15 protein-coding genes are annotated in these 18,954 nt (G+C 68.9%); 7 read left to right on the forward strand and 8 right to left on the reverse strand.

Annotated features, from left to right (window positions below; all coding sequences use genetic code 11):
* Nucleotides 1–4 precede the first annotated feature (4 nt).
* Genes LZ005_RS04890 through LZ005_RS04900 form a run of 3 tightly spaced genes read right to left on the reverse strand, consistent with a single transcriptional unit; the run spans nt 5 to nt 3,240 of the window.
* Complete coding sequence (locus LZ005_RS04890; RefSeq protein WP_237805251.1) at nt 5–1,126, reverse strand: efflux RND transporter periplasmic adaptor subunit; 1,122 nt, start codon at nt 1,124–1,126, stop codon at nt 5–7.
* A gap of 9 nt (nt 1,127–1,135) precedes the next feature.
* Nucleotides 1,136–2,542, reverse strand: a complete 1,407-nt coding sequence (locus LZ005_RS04895; protein WP_307727773.1) for an efflux transporter outer membrane subunit — start codon at nt 2,540–2,542, stop codon at nt 1,136–1,138.
* Entirely contained in the window at nt 2,539–3,240 is a 702-nt protein-coding gene (locus tag LZ005_RS04900; protein WP_237805253.1) for a CerR family C-terminal domain-containing protein, read from the reverse strand. The genes LZ005_RS04895 and LZ005_RS04900 overlap by 4 nt, the downstream gene beginning before the upstream one ends.
* A gap of 152 nt (nt 3,241–3,392) precedes the next feature.
* Here LZ005_RS04900 and LZ005_RS04905 point away from each other — a divergent pair, with 152 nt between their 5' ends.
* The 6 genes from LZ005_RS04905 (at nt 3,393) to LZ005_RS04930 (ending at nt 10,736) form a co-directional block, all read left to right on the forward strand.
* A complete protein-coding gene (locus LZ005_RS04905; RefSeq protein WP_237805255.1) occupies nt 3,393–5,051 on the forward strand; it encodes a DUF1800 domain-containing protein in 1,659 nt (552 codons plus the stop codon).
* A 16-nt stretch (nt 5,052–5,067) separates the two neighbouring features.
* On the forward strand, nt 5,068–6,294 hold the full coding sequence (locus LZ005_RS04910) for a DUF1501 domain-containing protein (protein ID WP_237805257.1): 1,227 nt from the start codon (nt 5,068–5,070) through the stop codon (nt 6,292–6,294).
* A gap of 255 nt (nt 6,295–6,549) precedes the next feature.
* On the forward strand, nt 6,550–7,908 hold the full coding sequence (locus tag LZ005_RS04915) for a porin (RefSeq protein ID WP_237805259.1): 1,359 nt from the start codon (nt 6,550–6,552) through the stop codon (nt 7,906–7,908).
* Between the two features lie 9 nt (nt 7,909–7,917).
* Nucleotides 7,918–8,322 carry a hypothetical protein gene (locus tag LZ005_RS04920; RefSeq protein ID WP_237805261.1) on the forward strand — a complete coding sequence of 135 codons (405 nt, stop codon included), beginning with the start codon at nt 7,918–7,920 and terminating at the stop codon, nt 8,320–8,322.
* A gap of 10 nt (nt 8,323–8,332) precedes the next feature.
* Complete coding sequence (locus LZ005_RS04925) at nt 8,333–8,704, forward strand: response regulator (RefSeq protein WP_237805263.1); 372 nt, start codon at nt 8,333–8,335, stop codon at nt 8,702–8,704.
* Nucleotides 8,705–8,720: 16 nt separating this feature from the next.
* Nucleotides 8,721–10,736, forward strand: a complete 2,016-nt coding sequence (locus LZ005_RS04930; RefSeq protein WP_237805265.1) for a methyl-accepting chemotaxis protein — start codon at nt 8,721–8,723, stop codon at nt 10,734–10,736.
* 12 nt (nt 10,737–10,748) lie between these two features.
* Here the strand turns inward: LZ005_RS04930 and LZ005_RS04935 are convergent, their stop codons facing one another.
* From LZ005_RS04935 to LZ005_RS04955, 5 genes are all read right to left on the reverse strand, one after another.
* Complete coding sequence (locus LZ005_RS04935; protein ID WP_237805267.1) at nt 10,749–12,065, reverse strand: hybrid sensor histidine kinase/response regulator; 1,317 nt, start codon at nt 12,063–12,065, stop codon at nt 10,749–10,751.
* Between the two features lie 67 nt (nt 12,066–12,132).
* Complete coding sequence (locus LZ005_RS04940; RefSeq protein ID WP_237805269.1) at nt 12,133–12,867, reverse strand: 2OG-Fe dioxygenase family protein; 735 nt, start codon at nt 12,865–12,867, stop codon at nt 12,133–12,135.
* A gap of 23 nt (nt 12,868–12,890) precedes the next feature.
* Nucleotides 12,891–14,858, reverse strand: a complete 1,968-nt coding sequence (locus LZ005_RS04945) for a TonB-dependent receptor (RefSeq protein WP_237805271.1) — start codon at nt 14,856–14,858, stop codon at nt 12,891–12,893.
* 1 nt (nt 14,859) lies between these two features.
* On the reverse strand, nt 14,860–15,303 hold the full coding sequence (locus LZ005_RS04950) for a DUF6702 family protein (RefSeq protein ID WP_237805273.1): 444 nt from the start codon (nt 15,301–15,303) through the stop codon (nt 14,860–14,862).
* A 38-nt stretch (nt 15,304–15,341) separates the two neighbouring features.
* Nucleotides 15,342–17,717 (reverse strand): M1 family metallopeptidase, encoded by a 2,376-nt coding sequence (locus LZ005_RS04955; protein ID WP_237805275.1) that lies wholly within the window; start codon nt 17,715–17,717, stop codon nt 15,342–15,344.
* Between the two features lie 178 nt (nt 17,718–17,895).
* Between LZ005_RS04955 and LZ005_RS04960 the strand changes: the two genes are divergently transcribed.
* On the forward strand, nt 17,896–18,954 hold the full coding sequence (locus LZ005_RS04960; protein WP_237805278.1) for an HD domain-containing phosphohydrolase: 1,059 nt from the start codon (nt 17,896–17,898) through the stop codon (nt 18,952–18,954).

Below are 18,954 nucleotides of genomic sequence, written 5' to 3' on the forward strand. Positions count from 1 at the left end.
TTCCTTATTTGGCGTTTGCCACGCGCACCAGGTCGCTATCCTTGAGGAAGCCGGCGCCCTGGGCCACCACCTCGGCCTCGGCAGGCAGACCCGACAGGATCTCGATGCGCTCGCCGTGACGGCGGCCGACCTGCACCTTGAGCTGGCTGACCTTCTTGTCGGCATTCACCCGGAACACATAGCTGAAGCCGTCGCGCAGCACGACCGCCTGCTGCGGCACGGTCAGGCCCTCGCTCTCGCCGAGCAGGAACTGGCCGCTGGCGAACATGCCGGGTTTGAAGGCGGGAAAGGCGCGCGCCGGCAGGTCGACATACACGAGGGCATTGCGGGTCTGGGCGTCGATGGTCGGGCCGATCACGCGCAGTTTGCCGCTCGTCTTGCTGCCGTCGGCGGCCGTCACTTCGGCGCTTGTGCCCGCGCTCAGGCGCGCCAGTTCGGCCGCCGTCACCTCGGCCCGCCATTCGAGGCGGCTCTGGCGCACCATGCGGAACAGTTCGCTGCCGGTGGGCAGCACCGCGCCCACGGTGGCCGGGCGCGCCGAGATTATGCCGTCGTCGGGCGCGCGCACGGTCGCCTGCTTCAGGCGCAGTTCGCTCGACGCGACGGCGGCCTTGGCCGCCTCCACGCGCGCGGCGGCGGTTTGCTCGGCCGTCAGCAGCTGATTGAGCTGCTGGGCCGAGAGCGCGCCCGAGCCTTGCAGCTGGCGCGCGCGGGCGCCATTGGCCGCCGCTTCGGCCGCCAGGGCCTGGGCTTCGAGCAGGCTGGCACGCGCCTGCGCCAGTTCGGCCTTGACCACCTCGTCAGCGAACACGGCCAGCACCTGGCCTTTTTTGACGACGTCGCCGACGTTGACCTTGACCTCGGCCAGGCGCAGGCCATTGGCCTCGCTGCCGACGGCCGCTTCCTGCCAGGCCATCACATTGCCGGTCGCGCTCAGGCGCTGCGGCAGGCGCTCGCGCTGCGGGCGCGCCGTGCTGACCGTCAGGGCCGGCCGCTGGCTGGCGGCGGCGGCGTTATCGGCGGCGTGCGAACCACGGCCGGCCAGCACGGCCACGGCCACGGCCACGGCGGCCGCGGCGGCGCCCAGCTGCCAGCGCCGCATCAGGGGAAGGGTATGCAAAGTCATGATGTCGTCTCAGGGTTGGCGCGACCAGCCGCCGCCGGCCGCGCGATACAGGGAAATCCAGGCAGCGCTGCGTTCACGCTGCAAATTCACGAGGGCCGTCTCCGCGCCCAGCTGGGCGCGGCGCGCCTGTTCCAGTTCGAACAGGCTGGCCATGCCGCTGCGGTAGCGCGCTTCGGTGGCGCGAAACGCCGTCTGATAGCCGTCCAGCGCGCGCTGGGCGTCGGCCGCTCGCGCGGCCGTGCCATCGAGCTGGAGCAGGGCTTCTTCGACTTCGCGCACGGCCTGGCGCACCGTCGCCTGGTAGGCGCTGACGGCGGCCGCGTAGGCGGCGCGCGCGGCCTGTTCATTGGCGTAGCGGGTGCCGCCATCGAATACCGGCAGGCTCAGGGCCAGCGGACCGATGCTCCAGGTGTCGCCACGGGTGTCGACGCCGCCGGCGCGGCTGCGCGTGACCGCCACCATGCCCTGCAGGCCCAGACGCGGATACTGGGCCGCCACGGCGGCGCCGGCGTCGGCGCTGGCGGCGGCCACCGCGCGTTCGGCCGCATACACGTCGGGGCGCTGGGCCAGCACCGCGGCCGGCAGGGCGGCCAGGCCGATGCCCCCGAGCTGGGGGCCGCCGAGCGCGCCCTGGGTCAGGCCGGCTTGCTGCAGGCGGGCGCGCAGGGTGGCCGCCTCGACCGCCGTCAGCGCGGCCAGGGCCTGGACACCAGCCGCGCACTGGGTCTGCTGGGCGCGCGCCTGGCCGGCGCCCTCGGCCGCGCTGGCCTCGGCCATGGCCAGATTCGCGGGCGACTCCAGACCGGCCGCGGCCGCCAGGCGCGTCAGGCGCGCGCTTTCGGCGCGGCTGGCCGCATCGGCCTCGGCCACGCGCTGCAGCTGCCAGCAGCGGCGCAGTTCTTCATAGGCATTGGCGGTTTCGGCCGCCAGCGCCACACGGCTGCCATGCCACTGGGCTTCGGCCAGTTCCAGACGGGCCTGGGCGGCGTCGCGGCTGGCGCGGCCGGCGCCGAACAGATCGATCTCCCAGGCCAGGTTCAGGCCAGCCAGGCCGCTGCTCAGATGCGGCGCGCCATTCTGGCCGCGCGTGCGGGTGGCGCTGGCGTCCAGGCTGGCGCTCGGCGCCAGGGCGGCGCCGGCCGCCACCCGCTCGGCGCGTGCCTGGGCGATGCGGGCGCGCGCGCTGGCCAGGTCGGGACTGGCTTCCTGGGCTGCGCGGATCAGCTCGGGCAGCAGCGGCTCACTTTGCTGCTCCCACCAGCTGGCCAGGGCGCCGGCGCTGGCCGGGGGCAGCGTGCTGTGCCAGGCGGCCGGACTGACGGCGGGCAGGGGCGGTGCGGGCGGCAGGCTGGCGGCGCAGGCCGTCAACAGGCCGGGCAGGGCGAGCGCTGCCAGGGGGCGGAATCGGATCATCATGCAGGTCGTTGTCGTTTGCGGGAAGAACGGGGGGCGGCCGCGCGCAGGCTGCGCTCGGCGGCGATCAGGGCCAGACCATACTCGGCGGCGCGCGCCGCCCAGGCCTCGATGGCGGCCGCATCGGCGATCAGGCTGGGGCGCAGGGCTTCGACCACGTCCTGGGCCATCAAGGGATAGACCACCAGGCTGTCGAGGCAGAAGGCCAGGCGCGCCACGCCATCATCGGGCGCATCGAGCCCCAGTTCGCGCGCGATCAGCTGGGCCAGGGCGGCGTGGGCCGGGCGCACGCTGGTGTCGATCTCTTCCAGCCACAGGCCGGTGGGTTCGAGCATTTCGCGGAACACCAGGCGCACGCACAGGCGCGCCGCACTGTCCTCGGTCAGCGGCGCCAGCATGCCGCGGTAGAGCGCGCGCAGGGCGTCAGCCAGCGGCATCTGGGCCAGCCCGGCCGGCACCTGCAGCTCGGGCGCCGGACAGCAGCTGCGGAAGGCGGCGCGGTACAGCCCGGCCTTGTCGCCGAAGTAGTAGGCGATCGCGGCCACATTGGTGCCGGCTGCGAGCGCAATTTCGCGCGTCGAGGTGCGCGCGAAGCCCTGCTCGGCAAACAGGCGCACGGCCGCCTGCAGCAGGCGCTCGCGCGACTTTTCGCCGTCGGCGCGTGCGCGCCGCGCATCGTGGGATGGGGGACTGGTATTCATCGGGTGTTATTACAGCATAAAGTTCAATCGATTGATATAACTAAATCGATCGTTTGATTGAGTGATACAATATTTTACAATTCCCGGCAAAAGCAAGCTCGTGCAGACATATTCGCGGCGTATAAAGAAAGCTCTCGAACAAGGAGTGAATCATGCGTGTGCGTTTGACCTTCGTGATCCTGTTGCTGTGCAGCCCCTGGTCGCAAGCGGCTCCCGCGCCGGAGCAGCAGGCCGCCCATGTACTCAACCGCATGGCCTTCGGGCCGCGCCCGGGCGACATCGAGCGCGTCGTGCAGATGGGCGTGCCGGCCTGGATCAATGCCCAGCTCAATCCCGACAGCCTGCCCGAATCGCCCGAACTGACGGCCCGTCTGGCCAGTCTGGACGCGGCCAACCGTTCGATGGGCGAGGCCACGGCCGTCTATGTCGAGCTGGTGCGCCAGGTCAAGGATGAAACCGAGGAGGCGCGCCAGCAGAAGCGCGCCGAGGGCGCCCGCTACGCGCTGCAGGTGGCCGAGTCGCGCCTGGCGCGCGCCATCGACAGCCCGCGCCAGCTCGAGGAAGTGCTGGTCGATTTCTGGTACAACCACTTCAATGTGTTCTCCGGCAAGGGCCTCGACCGCGCCCTGGTGGCGGCCTACGAGCGCGATGCCATCCGCCCCTATGTGATGGGCAATTTCCGCGACATGCTCGGGGCCACGGCCAAGCATCCGGCCATGCTGTTCTACCTCGATAATTTCCTGTCGGTCGCGCCCGAAGCCAATCTGCCCGTGCGCGCCGGCGCCCCCAAGGCGCGTGCGCGCGGCCTCAACGAAAACTTCGCGCGCGAGCTGATGGAGCTGCACACGCTCGGCGTCGATGGCGGCTACACCCAGCAGGACGTGACCGAACTGGCGCGCATGCTGACTGGCTGGACCTTCGACCAGCGCATGCTGGTGCGCGCCGGCGTCGGTTTCCAGTTCGATCCGCGCCGCCACGACAATGGACGCAAGCAGTGGCTGGGCCGCACGGTCGAGCCGGCCGGCGTCAGCGAAGGCGAAATGGCCCTCGACGTGCTGGCCATGCATCCGGCCACGGCGCGCCATCTGGCCTACCAGCTGGCCCAGTACTTCGTCAACGACGTGCCGCCGCCGGCCCTGGTCGAGCGCATGGCCAAGGCCTATCTCGACAACAAGGCCGAACTCAAGCCCATGCTGCGCGTGATGTTCACCAGTAAGGAATTCATGGACCCGGCGAATATGGGCGCCAAGTTCAAGACGCCCTACCAGTACGTGGTCTCGAGCGTGCGCGCCACCGGTCTGCCGGTGCGCAATGTCGGCCCGCTGGTGGCCACCCTCAACCAGCTCGGCATGCCCCTGTATGGCTGCCAGACGCCGGACGGCTACAAGAACACCCAGGACGCCTGGCTCAATCCGGATGCGCTGAGCCGCCGCATCGCCTTCGCCACCGCTCTGGGCAGCGGCCGGCTCGGTATCGATACGGCCCCGAGCGCGCCCCCGCGCCAGCTCGTGGCCCTGGCCGGCAAGGCGGCCGAGCGCGCCGCCGCCAATATGGACAAGACCGTCAACCAGGCGGCCGCTGCCCTGGCCGACGCGGCCAGCAAGGAGGCGCCGCCGATGATGGCCATGGCGGCGCCGACGCCCGCCCCCGCAGCGGCCCCGGCCACGCCCCCGGCCGCGCTCGACAGCGCGCGTCTGCAGGCGGCCCTCGCGCCGGTGCTGACCGATAACACCCGTCAGGTGCTGGCCAACCAGCCCGAAGCCCTGCGCGCCGCCCTCGTGCTGGGCAGCCCCGAATTCATGCAGCACTGATCAACCGAGGTTCATCATGCAACGTCGTCATTTTCTCGCTTCCCTGGCCGGCGCCGGCCTGATGCTGCCGCTCGGCGCCAGCGCCTGGGCCGCCACCGGCAGCGCCCCGTCGCGCCAGAAACTCATCGTGGTGCTGCTGCGCGGCGCCGCCGATGGTCTGAACATCGTCGCCCCGGTCGGCGACCCGGCCTATGCGGCCCTGCGCCCCGAGATCGGCCTCAAGCCCGAGGACGGCTTCAAGCTCGACAGCCTGTATGTCATGCATCCGGCCCTGGCCCCGCTGCAATCGTGGTGGCAGGCCGGCAAGCTGGCCTTCGTGCATGCCAGCGGTTCGCCCGACATCACACGCTCGCACTTCGATGCCCAGGACTACATGGAGTCGGGCACGCCGGGCGTGAAGACCACCCAGGATGGCTGGCTCAACCGTCTGGCCACGGCCCTGCCGGGCGCCGACACCCCGAACCGCATTCTGTCGGTCGGTCCGGTGATGCCGCGCATCGTGGCCGGCGGCACGCCGGCGATGAATCTGCCGAATGGCGCGGCCGCCACCCGCCCGACCCCGCTCGACCGCCCGGCCATCGGCAATGCCTTCGACGCCCTGTACGCGCAGAACGCGCGCCTGGGCAAGACCTACCGCGATGGCAAGACCGCGCACCAGGAAGTGCTGGCGGCCGCGGCCGGCATGGCCACGGCCGAGATGCAGGCGGCCGACCGTGGCGCCCCGCTGCCGAACGGCTTCCCGGACGACGCCGCCCGTCTGGCCGGCCTGATGCGCCAGGACGCGCGCATCCAGTTTGGCTTCTTCGCGCTGGGCGGCTGGGATACCCACGCCAACCAGGGCGCCGGCACGGGCCAGCTGGCCCAGCGCCTGGCGCCGCTGGCCCAGGGCCTGGATGTGTTGGCGCGCCGCCTCGGCCCGCTGTTCCAGGACACCGCCATCGTCGTCATGTCCGAGTTCGGCCGCACTGCGCGCCAGAACGGCAATGCCGGCACCGACCACGGCCATGGCAATGTGATGTGGCTGCTTGGCGGCGGCATCCAGGGCGGCAAGGTGCACGGCGAGTTCCCCGGCCTGGACAGCAATGCCCTGTACGAAGGGCGCGACCTGGCCGTCACCACCGACTTCCGGCTCGTGCTGGCCCAGCTGGCCAGCCGCCATCTGCAGCTGCCCGATGCCGCGCTGGCGCGCGTATTCCCGCAACTGCCGAGCGGCAATGTTCCGGAAATCTGGCGCAGCGTGTAACTTGCGGTATGGCAACAGTGTCAAAAACTGACACTCTTGGTTGCGATACGTAAAGAATCTCACTAAAATCCACGGTCAAGACAGGGGGTGATGGCCCCTGGCGCGGCAGCCCTGCCGCGCATGACCGGAAGCGCCAAGCCCATGCGCGCCCGTTCCCAGGCGCCCCCGCCATCCGCGCCGCCCAATAAACTTGGCACGCAGCGCGGAGTTCCTCTCCCCCGTCGCTCCCGGCGTGCCCGCCCGTGGAGAATCCGTATGACTGACCGCCAGCCCCCCGCCGGGCTGCGCCAGCGCGCGCTTGCGCTGGCCATCGCCGCGACCCTGTGTGCGCCCGCCTTTGGGGCGAGCAAAGAGGCGCAGAAAGTGGCTGACCTCGAAAAGAAGCTTGAGGCCAGCATGAAAATGATCGAGCAGCTCAATGCCCGCCTCGCGCAGCTGGAGCAGAGCAAGGCCGACGCCCGCAGCGTCGACAGCGCTAGCGCCACGCTCCAGGCCAGCCTGACCAAGGCCAGCGCCGAGGCCAGCGCCGCCGCCGTCGCCGCGGCCGCCGCCGACAGCCGCGCCACCAGTGTCGAAACCAGCCTGGTCCAGATGCAGGACGCCAGCGCGCGCGCCGCCGCCACAGCCGGGGTGCCGCTGCACGGCTTCATGGATGTCGGCTATGTCCAGTCGAACCGCAAGGCCGCCGACGGCCGCAAGAGCGGCTTCACGCTCGGTTCCTTCGACCTGTATCTGACCCCCGAGCTCGGCGGCCGCGTGAAGAGCCTGATCGAACTGAATTTCGAGCACGCCGAGGACGGCAGCCTCGGCACCGACCTCGAACGCCTGCAGTTCGGCTACACCTTCGACAATGAGATGACCCTGTGGCTGGGCCGCTTCCATACGCCCTATGGCTACTGGAACACGGCCTTCCACCACGGCGCCCAGATCCAGAACGCGATCAGCCGCCCGCGCTTCCTGAATTTCGAGGACAACGGCGGCATCCTGCCGGCCCACTCGGTCGGCCTGTGGGCCAGCGGCCAGGTGCGCAGCGGCGACGGCAAGCTCGCCTACGACGCCTATCTGGCCAATGGCTCCTCGGTCAAGGACGGCGAGCTGCGCTTCAACTCCGTGCGCGACGACAACAGCAACAAACTGCTGGGCGCCACCCTCAAGTACAGCTTCGGCGGCGCCGCCGAGGGCCTGAGCCTGGGTGTGCATGGTTTCCAGCAGCAGGTGCCCCTGAACGGCACTGCCCAGGTCAGCCGTGAGCGCATGCTCGGCGGTTTCGCCCTGTTCGACAACGATGACTGGGAAGTGCTGAGCGAGTACTACCACTTCAATAACGCCAATCCGGGCGGCGCGGCCCACAGCAGCTGGGCCGGCTATGCCCAGGCCGGGCGCAGCCTCGATCCGGCCGTGCTGGCCTTTGTGCGCTGGGAGAAAGCCAGCCTGAACGGGCGCGACGCCCTGTTCAGCGCGCTCGACGCCGGCCGCTCCTACACGCGCAGCGCGTTCGGCCTGCGCTACACCATCAATCCCAAGACCGTGCTGAAGTTCGAGCTGAACCGGACCGACGATGCACGCGAGGGGCGCTACAACGAAGCCGCCGTCCAGGCCGCGCTGCGTTTCTGAGGAGGCCGCATGACATTCCCATTCCAGAAACTGAGCGTTGGCCTGATCGCCCTTGGCCTGAGCCTGTCGGCCTGGGCCGGCGAGCTGTATGTGATCACCCACCCGGGCGTGAAGGTCGAGGCGGCCGACGTGCGCGACATCTTCCTCGGCGATAAGCAGATCGCCGGCGGCACCAAGCTGGTCCCGCTCGACAACGCGGCCGCCCAGAAGGACTTCCTGGCCAAGGTGATGAGCCTGGACGCCGGCAAGTACGGCACCATCTGGGCCAAGAAGGGCTTCCGCGAGGGCCTCAATCCGCCGCCGCTCAAGGGCGGCGACGCCGACGTGCTCAATGCGGTCAAGTCGACCCCGGGCGCGGTCGGCTACGTGACGGCCAAGCCGGCCGGCGGCGTGAACGTGGTCCAGAAGTACTGAGCGCGCGGCCATGACGCGGGCGGCGCAGGTGCTGATCGCCGACGACGACGTGCTGGTGCGCCAGCTGCTGGCCATGCTCGTGCGTTCGCTCGGCGCCCAGCCGGTGCTGGTCGAAGACGGCCAGCAGGCGCTCGACTGCCTGGCGCGCAGCCACTACGCGCTGGTGCTGCTCGACCTGATGATGCCGGTGCTCGACGGCGCCGCCACCCTGGCGCGCATCCGCGCACGCTGGGGGGCGGATGTGCTGCCGGTGGTGATGGTCACCGGGCATGACAGTGAGCTGGTCGCGCAGCGCCTGCGCGCGGCCGGCGCCAGCGCCTGTATCGGCAAACCCATCGATCTGCCCAGCACGCGCGCGCTGCTGCGGCCTTTCCTGTCCTGAAACGGAGTGCACTGGTATGCAACACCAATCGAATAGCCCTGAACTGCGCGCCTTGCTGGCTCCGCCGCCGGCCAGCAAGGACGGCCGCACCCTGTACGAGGCGCATGGCGTGTTCGGGCCGGGCGTGCGCCTGATGCGCAATGTCAGTTTCGTCAGCAAGGCGCTGCTGATTTCCGCCCTGTTCGTGCTGACCATCGTCAGCCTGCTCTACCTGTATGTGACGGCTGCGCTCGAAACCCAGCAGGTAGCCAAGGACGAGCGCAAGGGCGTGGTCTACAACCTGGCCCTGTTCGATCTGCTCGAACAGGCGCAGAACCTGCGCCGCGACGCCATCCTGGGCTTGGCCAGCGCACAGCCGCTGAGCGCGGCGGCTCAGCAGGCGCGCATCCAGCCGGCCCTGGCGCGCCTGGCCGACCTCGACAAACAGATCGGCGCCGACCTCGGCACCGAGAAGCTGCTGCCGGCCCTGAAGGACGGGCTCGGCAAGGCCCTGGCCCAGAGCGATGCGCGCGCCGCCTACCGCGCCTACGGCCAGTGGGAGCAGCAAATCCTCGACGGCATCGATCTGGTCACGCGCACCTCGCAGCTGGCCCTCGATCCGGAGGAGACCTCCTACTACCTGATGCTGGCCGCGGCCGACCGCTTCCCCGACATGATCGAACCGGTGGCGCGCATGCTGACCACCGGCGCCAGCGCCATGGGCGGCCAGAAGACGCTCGATCCGATCCAGATGCAGGAGATGAATGCGGCCGAGACGGTCGTGGTGTTCACCGCCAAAAAGCTCGAGACCGACCTGCAGCAGGTCAATGCGCACGGCCGCGTGCTCGACGCCGACAAGATGATCGCCCCGGCCAATCAGGCCATCAAGGCCTTCCTCGCCCTGGCCGACAAGGACGTGATCGACGCCGACGAGCTGCGCCCCGAGCGCCGCGCCGCCTACCTCGAGGCCGGCAAGCGCGCGATGGACGCCAACTTCGCGCTGGCGCGCCAGATGCTTGCCAGCCTCGACGATCTGCTCAAGGCGCGCCTCGAGTCCTCACAGCGGCGCATGCTGGCGCTGGGCGCCGGCGTCGGCCTGATCATCCTGGTCGCCGCCTACTTCTTTGCCTGCTTCTACCGCGCCACCCTGGGCGGTCTGCGCCTCGTTTCCCAGCATCTGCAGGAGATGGCCGAGGGCGACCTGCGCCGCCCGCCGGCCGACCCGCTCGGCAATGACGAACCGGCCTTCGTGATCCGCGACTTGCAGCGCACCTATACGGCCCTGCATGGGCTGATCCGGGTGGTGCGCCACTCGGCCCACGCGCTGTATGGCACCAGCGGCGAGATCACGCGCGCCAGCATGGACCTGTCGGCCCGCACCGAAGCGGCGGCCTCGGCGCTGGAACAGCAGGCGGCCACGATGGAGGAGATCGGCAGCACGGTCGGGAACAACACCGACCAGGTCGAAACGGCGGCCCGCTTCGCGCTCGACAATGAGCACAGCGCCGAAACGGGCGGCCAGATCATCGCCGAAGTCGTCGATTCGATGCGCACCATCCACACCCATTCGGCCAAGATCAGCGACATCATCGGCGTCATCAATGGCATCGCCTTCCAGACCAATATCCTGGCCCTGAATGCGGCCGTGGAGGCGGCGCGCGCCGGCGAGCAGGGACGCGGCTTTGCCGTCGTCGCCAGCGAGGTGCGCAATCTGGCCCAGCGCAGCGCGGCGGCGGCGGCCGAGATCAAGGAGCTGATCTCGAACAGCGTCAGCCAGGTCGGGCTGGGCACCGAGGTGGCCGAGAAGGCCGGTTCGGCCATGCAGGACATCGTCGCCAATGCGCGCAAGATCAAGGACTACCTGGGCGAAGTGGCGGCCACCTCGCGCGAACAGGCGCATGGGGTGCTGCAGGCCGGCGCCGCGATTCAGGAGCTGGACCGCAACACCCAGGCGAATGCGGCCCTGGTCGAGGAAACCGCTTCCGCCTCGGCCATGCTGACCGAGCAGGCCGAGAAGCTGCAGCAGGAAATCGGCAAATTTAAGGTGGCCTGAGGCCGGTGCCGCTCAGGGCAGGCGCAGCGTGAAGGTGCTGCCCTGGCCGAGCGCGCTGTCGAGCGTGATCTGCCCGCCCAGCAGCTGGGCCAGCTGCTGGCACAGGTAGAGGCCAAGGCCGGCCCCTTCGGCATGCCGCGTGGTCGAGCCGTCGACCTGGGAGAAGGCCTGGAACAGGCGCGCCTGATCGGCCGCGGCGATGCCCTGGCCGGTGTCGCTGATGGCCAGGCACAGGCCCGGGCCGGGCGGCGCGAGCTGCACGCGCACGCGCCCCTGCTCGGTAAATTTGAGGCCGTTGCCGACCAGGTTCAGCACGATCTGTGTCAGGGCGCGGCGGTCGGTCTGCACGGTCACCGGGTCGGGCGGCAGATCGAGTTCGAGCGCCAGGCCCTTTTGCGCGGCCAGCGGGCGCAAACTTTCGACGGCTTCCATCAGCAGTGGCTGGCAATGCACGGGCTCCGGATGCAGGCTCATTTTGCCGGCCTCGATCTTGGCCACGTCGAGAATGTCGTTGATCAGCGAGAGCAGGTGGCGCGCCGAGGCGCGGATCGTGTTCAGCTGCTTCTCCTGCTCGCCCGTCAGCGGACCGGGCAGCTTCATCAGCAGGGCGCCGGTGAAGCCGATGATGGCGTTCAGCGGTGTGCGCAGCTCGTGCGACATATTGGCGATGAAGGCCGACTTCATGCGGCTGGCCTCGGCCAGTTCCATGTTCTTGACGGCGATTTCGCGGTTGGTCGCCTCGAGCTCGGCCGCGTGCTGGGCCAGGCGCATATTCAGATCGAGCACCTGGCGCTCGCGCGTCTGCAGCTCGCTGTTGACCTGCACCGCCTGTTCGTAGGTCGAGATCAGCAGGTCGAGAATCTGCTGCGGGGCCGCCTCGATCCGGTATTCCTGCCCGCCCATGGCCAGCGCAATGCCGCGCCCGGCGCCATCCTGCTCGCGCAGGTCCTGGTTGGCCAGCAGCTGGCGGATGCGCGCCAGCAGATAATCGTCGGCATACGGCTTGCGGATGAAGTTGTCGGCGCCCGACTCCAGGCCCTTGATGATGTCCTGGGCGTCGTTCAGGGCCGTCACCAGGATCACCGGCACCTGGCGCAGGGCCGGGTCGGCCTTGATGGCGCGGCACAGCGCATAGCCATCCATCTCGGGCATCACGATGTCGGACAGCACCAGGCGCGGGCGCTGCTCGGCAATGGCGGCCAGTGCGCGCACGCCATTGCCGGCCACGCGGCCGTGCCAGCACTGGGCGTCGATCAGCCGGCGCAGGCGTTCGGCCTGGGTCGGGCTGTCTTCCACGATCAGGATATCGATCTTGTCGTTCTCAGCCATGCGCGCTTCCATCTTGGGGTGAACCGATTCTACCGCGAAGCCGCCAGCCCAGGTCGTACTGACAGCGTCACGCCGGACCCTGGAAGCCGCCGGCGCGGTAGGTCAGCACCAGGGTATCGCGGTAGCCGTCCGGGCCGGTGGCCTGGATCGGCGTCGATTCATGGATCACGCGGCTGTCGTCGAGCAGCAGCAGGGTCCAGGGTTCGAGCATGGTGAAGCGCTGGCCAGCCGGGCCGTCGGCCGCGAACACGCGCGTCTCGCCGCCCTTGATGTGGTGGCGTCCGACCAGCAGCACGGCGACCAGATCGACACCGTCGCGGTGCGCGCCTTCGGGCGTGGGGCGGCCGATGCCGTCGCGCGTATCGATGCGGAACTGGTGCGCCTCGATATACCAGGGCTGTTCGCCGCGCAGGCGCGAAACCGTGTTTCCGAGGGCCGTGAGCAGGCGCGGCCAGGCCGGCAGGGCCAGCGTGGCCGGCTCGACCGGCGCAAACAGGCGCTGCATGCCGCCGTGCAGGGCGTTGTATTCGACCGACTGCCAGTGCGGCCGGTGCGGCTGCAGGGCCAGCTCGGCGCCGCGCTGGATGAAGCAGGCGTGGCGGCGGTGGCGGTAGCGCCCGCCGTCCTTCAGAAAAGCGTCGGCTTCCAGGTGCTGCCAGCTGGGCAGCAGGGCGTCGAGATCGGCGTGGCGCAGGCCAGCCAGCGTGCACAGGTCGTCCGGGTGGACGATCGCGTAGCCCAGCTCGCGCAGATCATGGTCGATGCGGGCCGGATGGGTGTAAGGGGGGCTCGGAGATTTCATGCCCTAAGGCTAACACCTTTGGCTCAGAAGCGTTGGACCAGGGCCAGCCGCAGACTGCGCGGTTCGAGCGGATGGAAGTGAATCCCGTCCACGGCTTGCGCCTCGTTGCGCAGGCGCGACGTGTACACATAGTCGATCGCGCTGTCGCGCCGGTTGGTCAGATTGAAGACCTCGAGTTCCAGCGTGGGGCCGCTGCGCCAGGCATAGGCGAGGCGGGCGTTCACCGTGCTGCTGGCCTGCGAACGCCAGACCCCGTCTTCGCTGAGGGCGCGCGGCCCGAACCAGCGCAGGCGCAGCGCGCCCGACCACGGCCCGCCCGGGGCCAGACGCAGGGCCAGTGCGCCAACCCCGGCCACGGCGCCCGGCAGCTCGCCCCCGTCGCGATAGCTGGCGCGCGCCAGCGCCAGATCGGCATCGAGCTGGATGCCGCGCGCGAGCAGCAGATAGCTCGAAAGTTCAACGCCGCGCCGGCGGCTGGCGCCGCGCGCCTCGGTGCTGCCCTGGTCGCCGAGCCAGACCAGTTCCGAGGCCAGATCGAGCTGGTACAGGGCCGCGCTCAGGCTCCAGCGCGGGCTGAGCGCGGCGCGCCAGCCCAGTTCCGCCGCGTGCGCGCGCACCAGGCCGGGCGCATCGGCGCCAAGCACGGTGCGCGCATCATTGCTGTGAAAGCCGCCGCCCAGATTCAGATACAGCTCGCTGGCCGGGCCGGGCGCATACACGGCCGACAGCGTGGGGCTGGCGATCTGTTCGGCGCGGCTGCCCTGGCCGCGCACGGCGAAGCGGTAGTGGTCCAGGCGCAGGCCGCCGGCCAGCCGCCACGGCCCGTACCAGCGCAGGCTGGCTTCGGCATAGGCGGCCGCGCTCGATTCGCGCAGATGGTCGGCGCGCAGCACGGCCAGGGTCTGGCGCGCCTCGGTACTGCGCAGGCCATTGAAGACATTGTCGTGCTGGCCCTGCAGGCCCAGCGTCAGGTCGAGCCGCCGTCCCTGGTCGTGGGTGTGCCAGGTGTGGGCCGCATCGATGCCACTGGTGACGCGCTGGTCGGGCTGGGCGAACTGGTCGCCATGCACAGGGTCGTTCAGGTAGTAGCTGAAGTTCGAATACAGATCGAGCGTGGCGCGCACGACATAGGCGCTGACGGCGCTGGCGCTGTCGGCATCGCTGCGGCGCCAGCGCCACGACAGGCTGGCGCGCGTGCTGGCGCCGCCATCGCTCGGATCGACCGCGTCGAAGCGCCCCAGCGTCCCGGCCTGCACGGCGCGCAGCGGGATCTGGTCGGTCGCCATCCAGTGCGCCTGCTGCAGCATGGCGCTGAGCGACCAGCCATTGTTGGCAAAGCCCTCGCTGTAGCGCAGCACGGCATTCAGCTTGCGGTAGCCCTCGGGTGTGGTGAACGGGCCGTCCTTGGCCACTGCCTCCAGCGCCGTCAGCAGACTGCCGCCGGCGGCATCCGGGCTGGCCGCCAGCAGCACGCGCCGGTAGCCCTGCTGGCCGGCGCTGGCGCTGAACACGGCCTGGGGCAGGCGGTCGGCATAGCGGATATCGGCGCCGCCGGCCGCGCTGAAGTCGCCAGCGCGCGCGCTGTACGGGCCTTTGCGGTAATCGATGCGCGCCACCAGTTCCGGGATCAGCACGTTCAGATCGGTCCAGCCCTGGCCATGCGCATGGCTGCGCTGATTGAGCGGCATGTCGTCGAGCGTGGTGCGCAGATCGGTGCCGTGGTCGAGATTAAAGCCGCGCAGGTAGAACTGGTTGGCCTTGCCTTCGCCGCTGTGCTGGCTGACCACCATGCCCGGGATCCCTTCGAGCAGTTCGCCGGGCCGGTAGACCGGGCGCGCGGCCAGCTCCTTCTGGGTCAGGCTGCCGGCGCTGGCGGCGTCCAGCACCCCGAGCTGGCTGGCGCGCGCGCCTTCGACCAGCACGCGCTGGACGATCTCGTCGTCGGCGCTGGCGGCACGCGCGAGCAGCAGCAGGAGCCAGGGCCAGCGCATCTCAGGGCAGGGGCAGGGTGGGGCTCTGGCGCGTGAAGGTCAGGCTGCGCACGGCGGCGCCGCTGCCCAGGTTCACGGTATTGACCTGATCGGCCAGGAAGTCGGTGAGGATGGCATTGCGCACGCTGGCGATCTGCTCGAGCCGGGCGCCCGGCAGTTCGAGGTAGACGCGCAGGGCTTCGGTATCGACCTGGATGCCGAGCCAGCGCAGCGGCAGGGCTTTGCCATCGCGCCCGAGCAGGGCGAAGCGCGGTTCCAGGTAGCGCCGCAGCAGGGCTTCATCCTCCGGCTGCGACCAGTCGACCTCGCGCTGGTAGAGGTTGAGCATCAGCTGCTCGAGGTCGTGGGCCATCAGGGTGTGCACCACTTCCAGGCTCTCGCTCCGCGCATTGAAGCTGATGTCGGTGAGGGCCGCATGGAAGCGGTGCGCATGCGCCTGGCCCACGCCCAGCAGCAGGGCGAGGGCCAGAAAACGGCGCCGTGTCAGTCGCTCGATTTCGCTTTCTCCGTTTTCGTGTCCTTGCGCAGCGGGGTTTTCATGTCCTTCATCAGGTCGGGCATGGTGTTGCGCTCGGTCTTGAACAGTTCGACGCGCGACTGCTGGATTTTACGCGGCCAGGCATTGTTCGAGGGGTCGACGTCGGCCGTCTCCATGAACGGGTCCTGGGTGATGCCGACGATCGGTTCGTCCGTGATCAGGAGTTTGGTGATCTTCTTCGGCGAATAGCGCCAGACTTCGGCCGGAATCCGCTCGATGGTCTTTTTCCCGCTCTTGAATTCGATCTCCAGAATCAGCGGCATGACCAGCCCGCCGAGGTTGGAGAAGTCGACCATGTACAGGTGCTTGCCGGTCTTGAGCAGGGCCTTTTCCCAGTCTTCGAGTTCGGCCAGCTGCTCCTGATAGCGGTTGCGGTCCTTGTTGGTGACGGTGAATTCGTCATGCTCGTTGTAGAAGTCCTTCAGCTCCGGCTGGCTGTCCACGCGGCGTGCCATGCTGGCATTGCGCTGGTCGGCGATGGCGATCGGCTCGCCATTGCGCTGGGCGCGCTTGAGGGCTTTTTCGACTTCCGGGTCCTTGGTCGACACCGTGTATTCGGTGATGCCATCGAGGCTGATGTCGACATTGTCGGTGGTGTAGAACCAGCCGCGCCAGAACCAGTCGAGGTCCGTGCCGGAGGCGTCTTCCATCGTGCGGAAGAAATCGGCCGGGGTCGGGCGCTTGAACTTCCAGCGCTGCGCGTACTCGCGGAAGGCGAAGTCAAACAGCTCGCGCCCGAGCACCGTCTCGCGCAGGATATTCAGCGCGGTGGCCGGCTTGGCATAGGCGTTGTTCCCGAACTGGAGCAGGGACTCCGAGTTGGTCATGATCGGCACCTGGTTTTTCGACTTCATGTAGTCGACGATCATGCGCGGATCGCCGCGCCCGCGCGGCCAGTCTTTTTCCCAGGCCTGTTCCGCCAGGTACTGCACGAAGGTGTTGAGGCCTTCATCCATCCAGGTCCACTGGCGCTCGTCCGAGTTGACCACCATTGGGAAGTAGTTGTGGCCGACTTCGTGGATGATCACGCCGATCAGGCCCATCTTGGTGCGCTTCGGATAGGTGATCTCGCCGGTCTTCTTGTCCTTGACCGGACGCGGGCCGTTAAACGAGATCATCGGGTATTCCATGCCGCCCACCGGGCCGTTGACGGAAATCGCCACCGGATACGGATAGTCGAACGTGTATTTGCTGTACTGCTCCACCGTGTGGATGATGGCGGCCGTCGAGTACTGGCCCCACAGCGGATTGCCTTCTTTCGGGTAGTAGGACATGGCCAGCATATTCGTGCCGCCATTCTTGTAGCCCTGCGCATCCCAGATGAATTTGCGGCTCGAGGCCCAGGCGAAGTCGCGCACGTTCTTGGCCTTGAAGTGCCAGGTCTTGGTGCCGCTGGCCTTCTGCTTCTCGGCCGCTTCCGCTTCCTGCTGGGTGACGATCACCACCGGGCGGCTGGCCGTGCGGGCCTTTTCCAGACGCTCGCGCTGGGCGGCGCTGAGCACCTGCTCGGGGTTCTGCAGTTCGCCGGTGGCGGCCACCACGTGGTCGGCCGGGACGGTCAGCTGCACGTCGTAGTCGCCGAATTCGAGCGTGAATTCGCCCGAGCCGAGGAACTGCTTGTGCTGCCAGCCGTAGGTGTCGTAGTAGGCGGCCATGCGCGGGAACCACTGGGCCACTTCGAACAGGTCGTTCTTGTCTTCGCTGAAGTGCTCATAGCCGGAACGGCCGCCGAGCACCTTCTGCTCGGGGATATTGAAGCGCCAGTCGAGCGAGAAGCTGACGCGCGCGCCCGGCTTGAGCGGCTGCGGCAGGTCGATGCGCATCATCGTGCGGTTGATCGTGTAACGCAGCGGCTGGCCGTCGGCGCCCTTCAGATTGGCGATGCTGAAGCCGCCCTCGAAGCTCTGGGCCGTGAACAGGCTGCGCAGGGTGTCGAACTTGACACCGTCTTCGCCGCGCGCGTTCGCCCACGCTTCGCGCGAGGGCAGGGTGGCGCTCTTGCGCGTGTCCGAATCGGCGCGGAACAGGTTCTGGTCGAGCTGCAGCCACAGGTAGTTCAGCGTGTCCGGCGACTTGTTATGGTAGGTGATGGTCTCGCTGCCGCTGATGGCGCGCTTGCTTTCATCGAGACTGGCGCGGATCACGTAGTCGGCACGCTGCTGCCAGTAGGCGTGGCCCGGCGCGCCCGACGCCGCGCGCACGCTGGTCGGAGTCGGGAGCAGCTCGTCGAGCTGGCGGAATTTGTCGTCGAAAGGTTCGGCCGCAAGGGCCGGCAGGGCAAGGAAAAGAAGGGCGGCGAGGCCGGCGTGCGTGCGGATCATCGGTGTCCTTGAGGGTTTGGCGAAGATATGCATTCTACTCAAAGCGGGTTGAAAACCGCCCGGATTTCTCATGCATATGTTGGGCGGTAGGCACACGGGCGCGCTGGGGGTATCATGGGGAGAACGCCGAGAACCGCACAGACGGGAGGAGTGGATGGAAGGACGGGAACGACCGCGGGTGCTGGTAGCCGACGCCGATACCAGTGAGCTCATGCAGATCAATGCGCTGCTGGAGGCGCGCTACGAGGTCAAGCTCGCCAATGGCGGCGCCCAGGCCCTGCGCATGCTGGAGCAGCAGCCCGACGTGTTGCTGCTGGCGGCCGCCATGCCGGAACCCGATGGTCTGCAGCTGTGCGCCCGCGTGTGCGCCGATCCCGCCACGGCGGCGCTGCCGGTGCTGGTGCTGTGTACTGACGCGGCCCAGCGCAGCGCCGCGCTGCAGGCCGGCGCCGCCGACACCCTCGACCTGCCGCTCGACCCCGACAGCCTGCAGCAGCGTGTGGCCACCCAGCTCGAACTGGCGCAGGCGCGCCGGCTGCTGGCCGAGCGCGCGCTGCAGCTCGAGACCCTGGTCGCCGCCCGCACCGAGGAACTGTCGCGCATGCGCGACGCCACCATTCTGGCGCTGGCCAACCTGGCCGAGAGCCGCAACCACGACACCGTCAACCATCTGCGCCGCACCCAGCACTATGTGGTGGCGCTGGCGCGCCATCTGCAGCAGCACCCGCGTTTTGCGCGCGAACTCGATGAAGACACGATCGGTCTGCTGTTCCGCGCGGCGCCGCTGCACGACATCGGCCAGGTCGGCGTGCCGGACGCGATCCTGCTCAAGCCCGGCGCCCTCACGCCCGAGGAATTCGCCCAGATGAAGATGCACACCGTGTACGGGCGCGACGCGATCCGCGAGGTGGAAAGCTGCATGGGCGGCAGCAATGCCTTCCTGCGCCATGCGGCCGATATCGCCTATTCGCACCAGGAGAAATGGGATGGCAGCGGCTATCCGCAGGGCCTGGCCGGTGAGGCGATTCCCCTGTCGGCGCGCCTGATGGCCGTGGCCGACGTCTACGATGCGCTGGTCTCGCGCCGCATCTACCGCCCCGCCTTCACGCACGAAACCGCGGTGGAGATGGTGCGCCAGGGACGCGGCGAGCATTTCGACCCCGATATCGTCGACGCCATGCTGGCCATCGAGGAGACCTTCATGCAGATCGCCGCGCAGTACCGCGATCCCGAGTAA

It is taken from the genome of Massilia sp. TS11 (assembly GCF_022012445.1).
In the GTDB taxonomy this organism is placed as follows: Bacteria; Pseudomonadota; Gammaproteobacteria; order Burkholderiales; family Burkholderiaceae_D; genus Telluria.